This window comes from Actinoallomurus spadix (assembly GCF_024055725.1).
Taxonomy (GTDB): domain Bacteria; phylum Actinomycetota; class Actinomycetes; order Streptosporangiales; family Streptosporangiaceae; genus Actinoallomurus; species Actinoallomurus spadix.
Genome location: NZ_JAMXMX010000023.1, coordinates 96,332 through 111,843 on the forward strand (window position 1 = coordinate 96,332; position 15,512 = coordinate 111,843).

General features: G+C 71.3%; 14 protein-coding genes, 1 tRNA gene and 1 pseudogene. 4 read left to right on the forward strand and 12 right to left on the reverse strand.

Translation table 11 applies throughout. The annotated features are described in order from the left end of the window. Positions 1-67: 67 nt before the first annotated feature. From NE235_RS28540 to thrC, 5 genes are all read right to left on the reverse strand, one after another. Entirely contained in the window at positions 68-715 is a 648-nt protein-coding gene (locus NE235_RS28540; protein WP_252808364.1) for a response regulator transcription factor, read from the reverse strand. Positions 716-735: 20 nt separating this feature from the next. Continuing rightward, entirely contained in the window at positions 736-2,034 is a 1,299-nt protein-coding gene (locus tag NE235_RS28545; protein WP_252808365.1) for a sensor histidine kinase, read from the reverse strand. Between the two features lie 216 nt (positions 2,035-2,250). After that, positions 2,251-4,179, reverse strand: coding sequence for a transcription termination factor Rho (gene rho / locus NE235_RS28550; RefSeq protein ID WP_252808366.1), 1,929 nt, complete (start codon positions 4,177-4,179; stop codon positions 2,251-2,253). A 339-nt stretch (positions 4,180-4,518) separates the two neighbouring features. Continuing rightward, positions 4,519-5,457, reverse strand: coding sequence for a homoserine kinase (gene thrB, locus NE235_RS28555; RefSeq protein ID WP_252808367.1), 939 nt, complete (start codon positions 5,455-5,457; stop codon positions 4,519-4,521). After that, positions 5,454-6,494: a threonine synthase gene (thrC, locus tag NE235_RS28560; protein ID WP_252808368.1), complete on the reverse strand. Its 1,041-nt coding sequence runs from the start codon at positions 6,492-6,494 to the stop codon at positions 5,454-5,456. The genes thrB and thrC overlap by 4 nt, the downstream gene beginning before the upstream one ends. Before the next feature lie 111 nt (positions 6,495-6,605). Here thrC and NE235_RS28565 point away from each other — a divergent pair, with 111 nt between their 5' ends. From NE235_RS28565 to NE235_RS28575, 3 genes are read left to right on the forward strand one after another with little or no spacing between them, the layout of a single operon-like run. After that, positions 6,606-7,244: a hypothetical protein gene (locus tag NE235_RS28565; RefSeq protein WP_252808369.1), complete on the forward strand. Its 639-nt coding sequence runs from the start codon at positions 6,606-6,608 to the stop codon at positions 7,242-7,244. Continuing rightward, positions 7,241-7,879 carry a hypothetical protein gene (locus NE235_RS28570; RefSeq protein ID WP_252808370.1) on the forward strand — a complete coding sequence of 213 codons (639 nt, stop codon included), beginning with the start codon at positions 7,241-7,243 and terminating at the stop codon, positions 7,877-7,879. The genes NE235_RS28565 and NE235_RS28570 overlap by 4 nt, the downstream gene beginning before the upstream one ends. Further along, positions 7,876-8,475, forward strand: coding sequence for a hypothetical protein (locus NE235_RS28575; RefSeq protein ID WP_252808371.1), 600 nt, complete (start codon positions 7,876-7,878; stop codon positions 8,473-8,475). The genes NE235_RS28570 and NE235_RS28575 overlap by 4 nt, the downstream gene beginning before the upstream one ends. On the opposite strand, the gene NE235_RS28580 is transcribed toward NE235_RS28575, so the two are convergent. From NE235_RS28580 to NE235_RS28600, 5 genes are all read right to left on the reverse strand, one after another. Beyond that, positions 8,408-9,652, reverse strand: a complete 1,245-nt coding sequence (locus NE235_RS28580; RefSeq protein WP_252808372.1) for a hypothetical protein — start codon at positions 9,650-9,652, stop codon at positions 8,408-8,410. The two genes, NE235_RS28575 and NE235_RS28580, sit on opposite strands and share 68 nt — an antisense overlap. A 52-nt stretch (positions 9,653-9,704) precedes the next feature. After that, positions 9,705-10,991 carry a homoserine dehydrogenase gene (locus tag NE235_RS28585; RefSeq protein WP_252808393.1) on the reverse strand — a complete coding sequence of 429 codons (1,287 nt, stop codon included), beginning with the start codon at positions 10,989-10,991 and terminating at the stop codon, positions 9,705-9,707. A gap of 32 nt (positions 10,992-11,023) precedes the next feature. Then, positions 11,024-12,403 (reverse strand): diaminopimelate decarboxylase, encoded by a 1,380-nt coding sequence (gene lysA / locus NE235_RS28590; RefSeq protein ID WP_252808373.1) that lies wholly within the window; start codon positions 12,401-12,403, stop codon positions 11,024-11,026. Positions 12,404-12,425: 22 nt separating this feature from the next. Further along, the gene (locus NE235_RS28595; protein ID WP_252808374.1) at positions 12,426-13,163 is read right to left on the reverse strand and encodes a DALR anticodon-binding domain-containing protein; all 738 of its coding nucleotides are present in this window, start codon (positions 13,161-13,163) and stop codon (positions 12,426-12,428) included. Positions 13,164-13,266: 103 nt separating this feature from the next. Next, positions 13,267-13,644: a response regulator transcription factor gene (locus NE235_RS28600; RefSeq protein ID WP_252808394.1), complete on the reverse strand. Its 378-nt coding sequence runs from the start codon at positions 13,642-13,644 to the stop codon at positions 13,267-13,269. Between the two features lie 518 nt (positions 13,645-14,162). Between NE235_RS28600 and NE235_RS28605 the strand changes: the two genes are divergently transcribed. Continuing rightward, positions 14,163-14,234, forward strand: a tRNA-Arg gene (locus tag NE235_RS28605). A 176-nt stretch (positions 14,235-14,410) separates the two neighbouring features. On the opposite strand, the pseudogene NE235_RS38790 reads toward NE235_RS28605, so the two are convergent. Together NE235_RS38790 and NE235_RS28610 are read right to left on the reverse strand one after the other, a co-directional pair. Then, a pseudogene (locus NE235_RS38790) lies at positions 14,411-14,869 on the reverse strand (carboxymuconolactone decarboxylase family protein); the annotation flags it as partial. A gap of 82 nt (positions 14,870-14,951) precedes the next feature. Continuing rightward, positions 14,952-15,386 carry a cupin domain-containing protein gene (locus NE235_RS28610; RefSeq protein ID WP_252808375.1) on the reverse strand — a complete coding sequence of 145 codons (435 nt, stop codon included), beginning with the start codon at positions 15,384-15,386 and terminating at the stop codon, positions 14,952-14,954. Positions 15,387-15,512: the final 126 nt, after the last annotated feature.

The following is a 15,512-nucleotide window of genomic DNA, read 5'->3' on the forward strand; positions in this document are numbered from 1 at the left end:
CAATTGGGACATTCCCGACGCCCGACGAACGAACGAATCCGGCCCGCGACCGCACGGGCCGGCCGCATCAGCTCTGGCCGAGGTAGGCGAGGACGGCCTTGACCCGGCGGTGGGTGCTGTCGGTGTGCTGCAGGTCCAGCTTGAGGAAGATGTTGGAGATGTGCTTCTCCACCGCGCCGTCGGTGACGAAGAGGCGGCGGGCGATCGCGGCGTTCGACAGGCCCTCGGCCATCAGGCCGAGGACCTCCCGCTCACGCGGGGTGAGCGCCTCCAGCCGGTCGCCCCGGCGCCGCCTTCCCAGCAGCTGGGCGATCACCTCCGGGTCGATGACCGTGCCGCCGGCGGCGACCCGGCGTACGGCGGCGGTGAACTCTGCGACGTCGGCGACCCGTTCCTTCAGGAGGTACCCGACGCCGTCCGCGCCGGCACCGATCAGGTCGGTCGCGTAACGCTCCTCGACGTACTGGGAGAACACGAGGATCGGGGTGCCGGGGACCCGCCGCCGCGCCTCCAGCGCGGCCCGCAGGCCCTCGTCGGTGAAGGAGGGCGGCATCCGGACGTCGACGATGGCGAGGTCGGGACGGTGCTCCGCCACGATGTCGACCAGCCCCGGACCGTCACCGGCCGTGGCGACCGTCTCGATGTCCTCGTCCGCGAGCAGCCGGACCAGCCCCTCGCGCAGCATTACGGCATCTTCCGCGATCACCACCCGCACGCCCCCAGACTAGAGGAACGTCACCAGACGCAGGGCAGGTCCGCGCGGATCACCGTCGGCCCGCCGATCGGGCTGTTCACCGTCAGGATGCCGTCGATGCCCGCCGCCCGGTCGGCCAGGCCGGCCAGCCCACCGCCCGGAGTGGCCTCGGCCCCGCCGACGCCGTTGTCGGACACCTCGACGATGACCCAGGTCTGGTCCCGGGTGATGCTCACCGACGCCCGCGTCGCACGGGCGTACTTGGCCACGTTGGCGAGCGCCTCGGAGACGATGAAGTACGCGATGCTCTCCACCGCCGCGGGCGGCCGGGTCGGCAGGTCGATCTCGACCTGGACGGGCATCGGGGCTCGGGCCGCGACCGCGGAGATCGCGGCGTCCAGCCCCCGATCGGTGAGGATCGCCGGGTAGATGCCCCGCGCGAGGTCGCGCAACTCGGCGATGGCCTCCTTTGCGCCCGCGTGGGCCTGCTGGATGAGCTCCTGAGCCGCCACCGGATCGGTCTCCAGCTTCGCCCGGGCCCGGCCGAGATCCATCGCGACGGCCAGCAGCCGCTGCTGGGCGCCGTCGTGCAGGTCCCGCTCGATCCGCCGCCGCTCGGCCTCCGCCGCGTCCACGCCGCGCGCCCGGCTGGCCCGCAGCTGAGCCGTACGGGCCCGGAGCGCCTGGGTCTCGCTCGGCCCCAGCAGGTAGGACGCGATCGCCGCGTGCGCCGCCCCCACGATCCGCACGGCGTACATGGCGACGACGAACGCCCCGATTCCCAGCGGCACCGCCGGCAGCGTGGTCAGCGGGTCGTCCAGCCAGATCTCGTGGCCCGCGAACGTCACGTAGAGGTAGCCGCCACGGCTCTGCGTGATCCAGATCGGCATCGTGAGCAGCGCGACCGTCATCACCCACAGCACCATGGAGATCATGAACTCCGCCACGCCGATGGGGAAGGCGAGGAGCAGGTAGACGAGATCCTTCCAGGTCGCCGGGTCGGCGGCCAGCGTCCGCCACTTGCGCAGGAGGTTACGGCCGGACGGCAGCGCGCGGTACGGGCTGGGGATCCGCACGCCGAACGCCAGGTGCGCGAGCCGCCGTTCGAACACGGCGGCACCCCGCCAGAGGATCATCGTCAGCGCCAGCCCGAGGACGCCCACCCAGATCACGACGGTCCCGACGGAGACCGACAGCAGCACGGCCAGCCCGACGAAGTAGGCCAGGCCGAGCGGGGCGTGCAGCAGCAGAAAAGCGGCCGACCTCCAGGTCAGCGGGTCCTTGAGCAGACGCAGGGGGCCGCGCCTGGGGGAGGCCGATGTGTCGACGGCGCCGTTCACCGGGGTCCCTTCCTGCCGGGGGAGCGTACGGGTCCAGCCTGCTGAACGACCGGGTCCCCCGCCATGGAGCATCCCAGCCGTCCGCAGGTAGGGCTAACCCCAGGGCCGGCCCCACCCCACTCGTCTCCCCTGGGACGAGCCCTGGACACGACGACGCCCCGGAGGGATGCTCCGGGGCGTCGTGTCACGCGGATTCCTGCGGGAACCTGCCGCGGGTCAGTCGTTGAGCGTGGTCTTCTGCACCTGCAGGAGGAACTCGGCGTTCGACTTGGTCTCCTTCATCTTCTCGATGAGGAGCTCCAGCGCCTGCTGGGTGTCGAGCGCGTGCAGCACGCGGCGCAGCTGCCAGACGATCCGCAGCTCCTCCGGAGCCAGCAGGATCTCTTCCTTACGGGTGCTGGAGGCGTCGACGTCGATCGCCGGGAACACCCGCTTGTCGGCGAGCTCGCGGCGGAGGCGGACCTCCATGTTGCCGGTGCCCTTGAACTCCTCGAAGATGACCTCGTCCATCCGCGAGCCGGTCTCGATCAGCGCGGTGGCCAGGATCGTCAGCGAGCCGCCGTTCTCGATGTTGCGGGCGGCGCCGAAGAACCGCTTCGGCGGGTAGAGCGCCGTGGAGTCGACACCACCGGACAGGATCCGGCCGCTGGCGGGCGCCGCGAGGTTGTACGCGCGGCCGAGACGGGTGATCGAGTCGAGCAGCACGACGACGTCGTGGCCCAGCTCGACGAGCCGCTTGGCGCGCTCGATCGCCAGCTCGGCGACCATCGTGTGGTCGTCGGCGGGCCGGTCGAAGGTCGAGTGGATGACCTCGCCCTTCACCGACCGCTGCATGTCGGTGACCTCTTCCGGCCGCTCGTCGACGAGGACGACCATGAGGTGGCACTCGGGGTTGTTCTTGGTGATCGCGTTGGCGATCGCCTGCAGCACCATCGTCTTACCGGCCTTCGGCGGCGAGACGATCAGACCGCGCTGGCCCTTGCCGATGGGGCTGACCAGGTCGATGATCCGCGTGGTGAGCTGGTTCGGCTCGGACTCCAGGCGGAGTCGCTCCTGCGGGTACAGCGGGGTCAGCTTGGAGAAGTCGACGCGGCCACGGGCCTGCTCCGGCTCCATGCCGTTGACGGTGTCGAGACGGACCAGGGCGTTGAACTTCTCCCGGCGCTCGCCCTCGCGGGGCTGGCGCACGGCGCCGGTGATCACGTCGCCCTTGCGCAGGCCGTTCTTGCGGACCTGGGCGAGCGAGACGTAGACGTCCTGCGGGCCGGGCAGGTAGCCGGTGGTCCGGACGAACGCGTAGTTGTCGCGGATGTCGAGGATGCCGGAGACCGGGATGAGGACGTCGTCCTCGCTGATCGTGGGCTCGGAGTCGCCGAAACGCTCACGGCCGCCACGGCCGCGGTTGCGCTCGCGGAACCGGCCGCGCCGACGCCGACCGCCACCGTCCTCGTCGTCGGAGTCGCTCTGCTGCTGGCGCTGGTTCGGACCACGCTGGCCCTGGCCGCGGTCGTCGCCGCGCTGCCCGCGGTCGTCGCCGCGCTGCCCGCGGTTGTCGTCACCGCGCTGGCCACGGTTGTCCTCGCCACGCTGGCCACGATTGTCGTCGCGCTGGCCGCGGTTGTCCTCGCGCTGCCCCTGGCCGTCCCGGTCCCGGTTGCGGTTGCCGCGCTGGCGCTGCCGCTGACCGCCCTCCCGGCCGGCGCCGTCGCGCACACCGGCGTCGCCGGCGGGCTGCTCGGCCTCGACCTTGATCTCCTGCTGCTCCTGCGCCGGCGCCTCTTCGCGCTTGGCGGAACGCTCGCGCTTCGGCGCGGCCGCGGGCTCGGCCACGGCGGGCGCCGCGGCGGTCTCCTTCACGGCGGGGGCCTCGGCGTCGCTCTTCACGGAGGCCGCCTGGTCACCGCCTCCGGTGTTCTGCGCCTGCCGCTCTTGGATGGCGGCGATGAGCTGGCTCTTCCGCATTCCGCCCGTACCGCTGATGCCGAGGCTGGAGGCGAGGGCCTTCAGCTCGGGCAGCACCATCGCCGACAGGCCGGTGCCCGAGCGGCGGCGCCGCGGCGCAGCCGTCGTCGCCTTCTCGGCGGACGCGGCCTCAGGAGCCGTTGTGACTGCTGCGTCCGAGAGGAGTTCGGTGGATTCGCTCACTAAGGGTCCTTCCCAGGGAGCGGGTGTGGCCGCCGTCGGCCAGGCAACCCGGTCGTGCGAACCGGCGGGGGCGCCGGATCATTCGAGCTCTGCTGATCTCCATGTGATCGGCGAAGAGTTCTGGCCACATCCAGATGGTGGTGGAGGCAGGTTCTCGCGAGAGATCCCCGATCCCGATACGTCCGTAGTTTTGGTTGAACGCTGAACAACGAGCGGTTTCGTTGCCGGGGAACCACATCCGCGTCACACGGCCGACGTAAGCCGGAATGGCTGACGAGCCCACGCCCCCGTACGGGGCATCTGGTGCGGCACTTAGCCTAACATCACCTGGGCACACTGCTATTCCCCAGAGACTCGCGTTTCCTGACCGATCGGCTGAACGCATGCGCCGTGGGGGTCAACGTTCAGCGGGTGTATGTGCCACGAAGTACCCACTTCCGAGCCGATCGAATCAACCTCGCCTGCGGATACGAACGCGAGAACGGTCGGCCCGGCCCCCGACACCACCGCGGGCACGCCGGCCGCGCGAAGCCGGTCCACCAGCGCGACCGACTCCGGCATCGCCGGGGCGCGGTACGCCTGGTGCAACCGGTCCTCGGTGGCGTCCAGGAGCAGCTCCGGGCGGGCGGTGAGCGCGGCGATCAGGAGCGCGGCGCGGCCGGCGTTGGCCGCGGCGTCGGCGTGCGGCACGACGTCGGGCAGGAGGCCGCGGGCGCGCTCGGTGGCGAGCCGGTGCTCGGGCACGAACGCCACGGGGCGTACGCCCGGGGCGACGTCCAGCCTGGTCATGCGCGGCCCCGCCGTGGTCTCCCAGGCGATGGTCAGGCCGCCCGCCAGGCACGGCGCGACGTTGTCCGGATGTCCCTCGATCCTGGTGGCCAGGGCGAGGACGTCCGCGTCGGTGAGGCTCGCGCCCTCCGGATGCAGGGCACGGGCGGCGAGGATCCCCGCGACCGTCGCGGCCGAGGAGGATCCGAGGCCGCGCGCGTGCGGGATCCGGTTGACGCAGCGGACCCGCAGCCCCGGATCGGGCGCCGATCCGATGGCCGCGTACGTGTCGCGGAACGTCTTGACGATCAGGTGCTGCTCGCCACGCTTGGCGGTCTCCTCGCCCTCACCGGTGACGTCGATCCACACGCCGGAGTCGGCGAGCCCGACCTCCACGTCGTCGTACAGGGTGAGCGCCAGCCCCAGCGCGTCGAACCCCGGGCCGAGGTTCGCGCTGGTCGCGGGGACCCGTACGTGGACGGTGGCGGGCGCGGGGCGCCCCGCCCTCACGTGAGTTCCAGGGCGGACGCGGCTGCGTGCGCGTCGACGGGCACCGTGATCGGCGCCGGGGCACCCGAGATGGCCCAGTCGGGGTCCTTGAGGCCGTTTCCGGTCACCGTGCACACGACGCGCTCGCCCCGGCGCAGCAGGCCCTCGTCACTGGCCTGCAGCAGCCCCGCGACGCTCGCCGCCGACGCCGGCTCGACGAACACGCCCTCCTCGCGGGCGAGGAGCCGGTAGGCGGCGAGAATCTGCCGGTCGGTGACGGCCTCGATCGCTCCCCCGGACTCGTCCCGGGCCTTGAGCGCCAGGTCCCAGGAGGCGGGATTGCCGATGCGGATCGCGGTCGCGATGGTCTGCGGCGACGTGACCGGCTCGCCCTTGACGATCGGCGCCGCGCCGGCCGCCTGGAAGCCCAGCATGCGCGGCCGCGCGTCGGACTCCTTGTAGCCCATCCAGTAGGCGCTGATGTTGCCGGCGTTGCCGACCGGGAGGCAGTGCACGTCCGGGGCGCCGCCGAGCGCGTCGATGATCTCGAAGGCGGCGGTCTTCTGGCCGTGCAGCCGGTACTTGTTGACCGAGTTGACGAGCGCCACCGGATAGTCGACGGCGAGCTTGCGGGCGAGCTCGAGGCAGTCATCGAAGTTGCCGTCGATCTGCAGGAGCTTGGCGCCGTGCACCAGCGCCTGTGCCAGCTTGCCCATGGCGATCTTGCCGCGCGGCACCAGCACCGCGCAGACCATTCCCGCGCGCACGGCGTACGCGGCCGCCGACGCGGACGTGTTACCGGTCGAGGCGCAGATGACCGCCTTGGCGCCGTCCTCGGCCGCCTTGCTGATCGCGAGTGTCATGCCGCGGTCCTTGAAGGAGCCGGTCGGGTTGGCGCCCTCGACCTTGAGGTAGACCTCGCAGCCGGTCAGCTGGGACACCCGCGTCGCCGGAAGCAGGGGTGTGCCGCCTTCCAGAAGGGTGACGACCGGCGTCCCGGCCGTCACGGGGAGCCGATCGCGGAACTCCTCGATGACGCCACGCCATGCCCTGCTCACGATGTTCCTCCTGACCTGCGCTGTCGTTCAGCGAGTCTACGGGCACCCGGACCGCGCGTCTCACGTCGTTTCACATCGTGGACGACCCGCCGCCGATTAGGATCATCGACCGTGCACCCCCGAGCACGCGTCGCCGGATACGTCACGGCCGCCGTCCTGGTCGCCGTGGGGACGCTGTGGGCGACCGGCGGCCTCGCCCCGGCCGACGCGCCCGTCCCGACGCCACCGGGCCGGGAGGTCGACCAGCACCTCTTCCGAACCCGGCTCGTCGGCGCCCACGTGGCCACGATCAAGAAGTACGGGCGGTCCACGCGGATGCTGGTGATCAATGCCTGGGTGACCAACCCGACCCGCGAGACGCTCGGGACGTACGGCCTGAACGACGACGTGTTCGCGCACGGCATGTTCCTGCGCTGGAAGGCGCGGGACGGTCCCCGGCCGAAGCTGGTGGACGCCCAGGCCATCGCCGGCGACACCCTCTTCCGCTCACTGCAGCCGCGCCTGCCCACCTACGTCGCCGTGCAGTACGAACTGGCGGCCGGCACCCGGCTGCCCGACCAGGTGACCGTCGCCCTGGCGGACTACCAGCACACCGACTCGGGCGTCCTCGACCCGCGCGGCTACTGGGACTGGAAGGCCCGCCGCTACGAACGCGCGCACGAGACGAATCCGCTGACGCACAAGTCCGGGTGGGTCACGCACATCATCCCCGTCCTGGTCGCCGACGTGAGACTGCCGGTGAAGCCTTGAGACGGATCGCCTCGATCGCGCTCGCCGCCGCCCTCGCGTGCGCCGCGGTGGCGCTGCAGTCCACCCGCTGGAGCTATACCCGGGCGTACGGCCCGTTCGTCAGGAACGGCCGGATCGGCCAGACCGTCACCGAACCGCGGTTCACGATCCGCGTCGACCGGGTCGACGGCGCCCGCACGATCGACGTCCCGCCGACCCAGTACACCAAGGCGCAGCAGATCACGGCGACCGGCGTCTTCGTGGTCGTCCTCGCCACCATCGAGGCCCGGCGCTCCCCCGTGTACGCCGGGCAGGCACGGCTGCACACCCGGTACGGCGACTACTTCCCGACGGACAAGCTCGGCGGCGGAGGCGGCCTGTCCCAGCCGGTCGTCACGCCGCTGAGCTACGTGCGGTTCGAACCCGGCCTGCCGCGCCGGGGCGCCTATGTCTTCGACGTGCCGCCCGCGGCCGTGGCCGGCGCCCGGCTCTACGTCTCCGACCACGACGCCGAGGACGCGCCGTTCGGCTTCTACCGCGACGACCCGCGGCGGTTCGCCGCCGAGGCCCACGTCGACCTCGGTCTCGACACCGCCGAGGCCGCCCGCCTGACGTCGAGACCCCCGTCCGGCTACTCGGTCCCGGAGCCCTCATGAGCGCACTTGTGAGAAGCGTCGCGGCCGGTCTACGGCGCGGCACGGCCCGGGTACGGCGCGGCGCGGCCACGGGCGCGGCCCGGGTGCGGCGGCCGGTCCGGATCCTCGCCCTGCTGGTGCTGCTGGGCGGGGCGATGTACCTGCCGTTCCGCCAGGAGTGGGCGTACTACCGCCAGGACGTGCCGGCGACGCACACGCGGACGGTCGGGCCCGGCCGGCCGGCGGTCTTCCAGCAGATCCGCTGGACGCTCCTGCGCTACGGCCGGGCCGAGTTGAAACGCGGCGACCTGCCGCCCGGCCCCATCGGCCGGCCGGTCCGGCCCGGCGAGACGCTCGTGGTGGCCACGCTGCGGGCCGAGCCGCTGACCGGGCATCCCCGCGACTTCGCCATCGACTTCTCCCTGCGCGACCACGCCGGCCACCGCTGGAGCGCCTACGAGTGGCACACCACGATCATCCCCGGCGGCAAGGACCCCGCGTACGTCATGGGCCTCGTCCCCGACTGGGCGGCCGGCACGTTCGAGCTGGTCATGCGGCACCAGCATCAGGATCTGTCGCCGGCGCTGGGCGGCCCGCAGCTGGTGTTCCGTCGCTGACCCGGCGCCGTACGAGGTCGAACGTGGCCGCCAGCAGGGACAGCCGGAGGATCTCGCCGATCATGCGATGCCCGAACTCGATCGGCACCAGGACGAGGTTCCAGAACCGTACGGTGTGGTCCGTGCCGATCAGCGCGACGACGCCGCGCTGCAGCGGATCGAGCAGCACGCCGATCGCGACGTAGCAGAGGCAGAACCAGGCGAAGACGTACGCGCCCGCGTGGTGCGCCAGCCGGAGCGCGTGCAGGACCGGCACGTACTTCTCCCGCAGGCTGCGGCTGGCCACCTCGGCCAGGCGGCGCCGCCGGCCCGCCAGGCGGTCGGGCAGCCCCTCCAGCGGGGTGCCGCGGACCGCCGCCCGGTCGTGCATCTCCAGGCCGAACACGATCGCGGCGATGGCCAGCCACACCAGCGGCAGGAGGAGCGCGTCCTTGACCGGGCCGGGACCCGGCACCGACACGACATCGGTGATCGCGTGCCAGAACGCCCGGTTCGCCAGCCACCGCTCGGCCGCCATGACGAACTGCATGATCGAGTACAGCGTGTAGAGGGCGACGTTCACCTCGAAGAACGCGGTGAGGATCCCCATCACGCGGCCACGCCGCTCCTCGTACCGGCGTTCGCAGAGCACCCGCAGCACCCACGACACCGCCGCGACGACCAGGCAGGTCACGATCGGCAGCTCGAGGACGTTGCCGACGTTCATGACGTCGCCGGTGTTCACCCGCCGCTGGGCGTCCGCCCGCAGCACCTCGCGCAGGTCCGTGGTGTAGAGGTTCCAGCCGAGGTAGACGAGCACGAATGGGAACAACGTCCGGCCCACCGCGGTGACGTACGGCTCGTCGGGATCCTCGATCACGGACAGGCCGCGGCCCAGCGTGAAGAGCATCCCGACCGTCACGACCAGCGACGCCAGCACCGCCACGCTCAGCGGCAGCAGGACGACGGCCTGCCGGACACCGGGATGACGCCCGGTCCCGAGGTGGGAGATCCCCTGGAGGAGTGCGTACCGGACGATCGACCCGGCGCTGAACCACATCGCCAGCGGCACGAAGAACCGCGCCGCGAGCCGGAGCGCCGACACCGGCAGCAGCGCCGCGCCGAGCGCTCCGTCACGTCGTACGGCGGCGCGACCCGGCCCGGCGGCTTCGTCTGCTGGTGCGGCGGAAGCGGCCATCGCCCGAATGCTAGTGCGACCGCCGCCGCTCAGTGGCCTCTTCTACTCGTGTTCACTCGTCGCCTTCGACGCGCATGACGCTGGCGACCTCGCGGACGATCTCCTTGTCGCGGAGGGTCTCGACGGTGGCCGACAGCGCGCCGTCGGGGGCCCGGTGGGTGACGATGACGAGCTGCGCCTCCTCGCCGTGCCCCTCCTGGCGTACGGCCTGGATCGAGACTCCGTGGTCGGCGAAGACGTCGGCGACGCGCGCCAGCACGCCGGACCGGTCCGCCACGTCCAGGGAGACGTGGTACCGCGTGACCGTGTCGGCCATCGGCAGGACGGGCAGGTCGGCGTACGTCGACTCGGCGGGACCGCGGGTGCCGTGCACGCGGTTGCGGGCGACGGCGACCAGGTCGCCGAGCACCGCGCTCGCGGTCGGCGCGCCGCCGGCGCCCGCGCCGTAGAACATCAGCGACCCGGCGGACTGCGCCTCGACGAACACCGCGTTGTACGCCTCGCGGACGTTCGCCAGCGGATGCGTGCGCGGGATCATCACGGGGTGGACGCGGACGGACACGCCGCGGCCGTTCCGGCCGTCGTCGGACGGCACCCGCTGGCAGATCGCCAGGAGCTTCACGACGCAGCCCATCGCCCGGGCGCTCGCGATGTCGGCGGAGGTGACGTCCGCGATGCCCTCCCGGTGCACGTCCGCGGCGGTCACGCGGGTGTGGAAGGCGAGCTGGGCGAGGATCGCGGCCTTGGCCGCCGCGTCGAAGCCCTCGACGTCGGCCGTCGGGTCGGCCTCGGCGTACCCGAGGGCCTGCGCCTGTTCGAGGGCCTCGGAGAAGCCCGACCCCGACGTGTCCATCTTGTCGAGGATGTAGTTGGTCGTGCCGTTGACGATCCCCATCACCCGGTGCACGTGGTCACCGACGAGCGACTCGCGCAGCGGCCGCAGCAGCGGGATCGCGCCCGCCACGGACGCCTCGTAGTAGATGTCGACACCGTGCTCGCGCGCCGCGCCGAAGAGCGTCGCGCCGTCCTCGGCGAGCAGCGCCTTGTTCGCCGTGACGACCGACTTGCCGGACTTCATCGCGTCGAGCAGGAGGCCCCGGGCGGGCTCGATGCCGCCGATCACCTCGATCACGATGTCGACGTCCGGGCGGGTCACCAGCCCGGTCGCGTCGGTCGTCAGCAGCTCCGGCGGCACGCCTTCACGCCGCTTGTCCTTCCGGCGCACGGCGATGCCGACGAGCTCCAGCGGGGCGCCGACCCGCGCGGCGAGGTCGGCCGCCTGCTCGTCCAGGAGGCGTACGACCTCGGTTCCGACGACGCCGCAGCCCAGCAGCGCGATCTTCAACGGTGGCCTCAGGGGCAGGGCGGAACTCAAGGCGACACCTCCAGGCGCAGCAGATCGTCCTCGGTCTCACGGCGCAGGATCAGCCGCGCCCTGCCGTTCCGTACGGCGACGACCGCCGGCTTCGGCAGGTGGTTGTAGTTGTTGCCCAGCGATCGGCAGTACGCCCCCGTCGCCGCGACGGCGATCAGGTCGCCGGGGGCGAGGTCCGCGGGCAGCCACAGGTCGCGGACGACGATGTCGCCGCTCTCGCAGTGCTTGCCGACCATCCGGCTCAGCATCGGGCCGGCGTCCGAACGCCGGGACGCCAGCGCGGCGGTGTACTCCGCGCCGTACAGCGCGGTGCGGATGTTGTCGCTCATGCCGCCGTCGACGGAGACATAGGTGCGCAGCCCCTCCAGGGGCTTGACCGTGCCGACCTCGTACAGCGTGATGCCACCCGGCCCGGAGATCGAACGGCCGGGCTCGACGGTCAGGCGCGGGACGGGGAGGCCCTTCTCCTCGCAGACGCGGGAGACGATGCCGCGCAGGTTGTCGGCGATGTGCTTCGGGTCGAGCGGGTCGTCGCCCTCGAGGTAGGCGATGCCGTACCCGCCGCCCAGGTCGAGTTCGGGCAGCTCGACACCGTGCTCCTCGCGGATGGCGTCCAGCAGCTCCACGACCCGCCGGGCGGCCAGCTCGAAGCCGTCGGTGTCGAAAATCTGCGAGCCGATGTGGGAGTGCAGGCCGACGAGCTCCAGCTCCTTGATCCCGATGACCCGGCGGGCCGCCTCTTCCGCCGTCTCCCGGGCGAACCCGAACTTCTGGTCGTCGTGGGCGGTGGCGATGAACTCGTGCGTGTGCGCCTCGACGCCCGTCGTCACCCGGACGAGGACCTTGGGCCGGACGCCCAGCTCTCGGGCGAGGTGACCCAGGCGGGCGATCTCCTCGTAGGAGTCGACGACGACGTGGCCGACGCCGGCCTCCAGCGCCCGCGTCAGCTCGGCCATCGACTTGTTGTTGCCGTGGAACGTGATCCGCTCCGGCGGGAACTCCGCCCGGAGCGCCACCGCGAGCTCGCCGCCGCTGCAGACGTCGAGGCCGAGCCCCTCGTCCTTCACCCACCGGGCGATCTCGACGGACAGGAACGCCTTGCCCGCGTAGTAGACGTCGCCGTCGCTGAACGCCGCCGCGAACTCCCGGCAGCGGGACCGGAAGTCCTCCTCGTCGTAGACGTACAGCGGCGTACCGAACTCCGCCGCCAGATCACGAATGTCCACGCCGCCCACCGTCAGCACCCCGTCCTCACGGCGGGCGCCGCGCGGCCACACGCTGGGCGTGAGCGCGTTCAGGTCGCTCGGCGGCGGCAGGGGGTGGTCCTCGGGCAGCACGTCCGCGTGCCGAGGGCCGGCCGGGTGAACTCGACTCATCGACTGCTCTTCCTATCGGGACTCAAAGACGGTCGTTCGGGGTCTCGCCGAGCATGCGGAGGCCGTTGCCCAGGACGATGTACGCCGCTTCAGCCAGGCTAAGGCGTGCGGAATGGTGACCGGTGATGATTTCGTCGCCCCTGGGCAGCGGCGAGCACCACTCGTGGACGTCGTGGTACGCGTCGGCGATCAGCTCCAGCTGCCGGGTGAACGGCCGCGGATCGCCGGTCCGCGCCGCCTGCTCGGCCCGGCTCGGGAACTCCGCCAGCAGGGCGAGCAGCCACTTCTCCCGCGGATCGGTCAGCGGGCCCTCGGCCGCGCCGACGCCGAGGTCGGCGGCCTGCCGGCGCACGGCGGCCGCCCTCGCGTACGCGAACCGCACCACGAAACCCGGGTTGTCGAAGGTCAGCGGACGCTCCGGCCAGGTCTCCCGCGGCACGGGCACTGGCACGACGCCGTACGTCTCGTCGATGCGCCCGATCAGCGCGGTGTCGACACCGATCGACAGGAAACCCGGCCCCGTCACCCGTACGTCGCCGACACCCGGCATCCGGCCGAGCCGCTCGGCGAGCAGTTCGGCGATCTCCCTGGCGGGCCGCCCGGCGGCGCGCGCCAGCCGCAGCGGCAGCGGCGTCGCGTAGTCACCGGACTCGGTGACCGTGACGGGAACGCGCCCGGGCACGGGAACGGCGAACTCACCCTCGTCGACCGCCCCGCGGACGGCGGCCACGACGGCGGCGTTCAACTCGGCCGGGGTCACGACATGAGACTAGCCGACCAGCATGTGGACATCCGATCGCCGTGGGCCGCCGTCGCGCGAGATCCTCCGGCCTGCGCCGCCGGAATCGGTCATCTGTCCGGGGTCAGGCGACCGGACCCGCGCCGGCCAGCTCGCGGACCGTACGGATCAGCTCGGCGGGGTCGAACGGCTTGGTCACGTACGCGTCCACGCCGATCTCGTGCCCGCGCCGGATGTCGTGCTCCTGGGCGCGCGCCGTGATCATGACGACCTTGATGTCGCGCGTCTGCGGGTCGTCACGCAGCTTGACGGCCGTCACCCAGCCGTCCAGCCGGGGCATCATGACGTCGAGAGTGATCACGTCCGGAGCGATGTCGCGCACCCGGTCGAGGCAGTCCTGCCCATCCACGGCGGTCAGCACCTCGAAGCCCTCCAGCTGGAGGTTCACGGCGATCAGCTGCCTGATCACCTCGTCGTCATCGACGACCAGCACACGTCCCAGTGTCACGACCGCCAAGCTAACGCTTTCCCGGGTCGGGACACGCGGATAACGGCCACACTGATGTCACACTCATGTCACACCCCCGCCGATGACCCGGCCAACCCGGACAGAAGGGGCCGCACGGCTCCACGCGACCGATAGGTTCCATGATCACTGGCGCGTACTGCCGATAGGGCGCAGTGAACACCGGTGAGCAGCCGACCGGCCCATGCCCAGCTCCAGCCCGGTCGCCCTGGCCGGTGATCCGCCCGGCGCGCTCCCGCCTTGTGGCGACTCCGCCGCCTGTCGCTGGAGGCTGCCAGGCCCCAACGACGCCGCCGTACGCCCTGAGCGGATGCCCCTCGGGGAGGCCCGCCATGCCGTGCGATTCGTCCCGCGCCGGCCACCACCGCGCCAGACGATCTTTTGCCATGCCTGGTGAGCGACGTTCGTCCAGCTCATCGGTGCTCCGAGGACCGGCACGGCGGGGAAAGGTGTTCGATGAGGGTCGGTGAGCTGGTAGTCTTCATTCGTCCCGAGCCCCCTTAGCTCAGGGGATAGAGCACCGGCCTCCGGAGCCGGGTGCGCAGGTTCGAATCCTGCAGGGGGCGCGCATCCTGATCAAGGAAAACCCCGGCTCACCAGCCCGAACGCTGGAAGCCGGGGTTTCGCGCTTCTGCGGCTGTATGCCCACTGACCGCAGCCGCATGTCCCTGTGCCGACGGGCAGTGATCGCGACGTCGGCGGAGTCCAGATCGGCTTCGTGGTGGTCGGCGGCGATGGCTTCCACCGTCTCGGCATCGTAGAACCGGTCCCGGAGCACCTTCCCGTGTGCGAGAGCACAGTAACTGGACCGCAGGCGCCGCGCTGCCGCCAACGTCACCAGCTCGTAGCGCCGCGGGTCCATATCCTCTTTGATCGCGGTGCTGAGTTGCTGCCAGGCCGCGTAGACGGCGGGTCGCAGCGCGAACACCTTGGTGTAGTTGGCGACATATCCCAGTGCCGCGCGGTCGGCTTCATACAGACGACCGGTCTCGTCTGCGGCGTTGGTCTCAGCGGGTGTCCGCAGGTAGCTCATCGCACCGTCCTTCGGGCTCCTCGAGGTCGGACAGGCAGGTGGCGTACTCCCCGCACCTGAGGGGACACGTCGCTCCCGATCACAGAGTCCACCGATTCTCAGACCGCCACAACGACTTCGCGTCTGACAGGTTCGACCAGCCGCCGGCCATCGTTCCGTCCGGCGCATCTACCACGATGCGCCGGTCCACCGCGTCGATGGACCGGCGCGCCGGCTCCGCCGGGGACTCGCCGCGGAGCGTCAGCTGGTTTCACTGGAAGTCGCATCCCGGGTTGGGCGCGTCATCCGACAGGGGTGCTCCGACCGGGAGGGAGTAGAGAACGTCGAGTACGACCGGGACCTTGTTGAGGTTGCGGCCGATGTGCACGTGGTTCGCGCCGCTCGGCTCGACGATCGAGCTGCCGGCGGGGTAGACGCCATCGGACTTGCACGAGGCGTCGAAGTGGCTGAGTGTGCCCTGCTTGACGACTCCGAACAGTCTCCCCTCGTGGAAGTGCCACCCGGTGCTCTGCTGCGGTGGGATGGTGATCTCCCGCAGGACGTAGTGGGTGTTGCCCACGGTCGTCTCCGTGATCACCGTGCCCGAGACGCCCGGACCGGCCGGGGTCGCGTTCGCCGTGGTCGCGGCGAAGGACAGACCGGCGACGCCGGCACCGACGAGGGCGAACCGCGCCGAATATCTCAAGGGTGTTCTCCGATCCTCATAGATCACCAGGAATTCATGAGGCTCGCACACCGGTCAGGTCAGGGGGTCAGAACACCGATGCGAATGTGTTCGATCTCTGCTCGCCGACGAAACGCACTCCCGTTT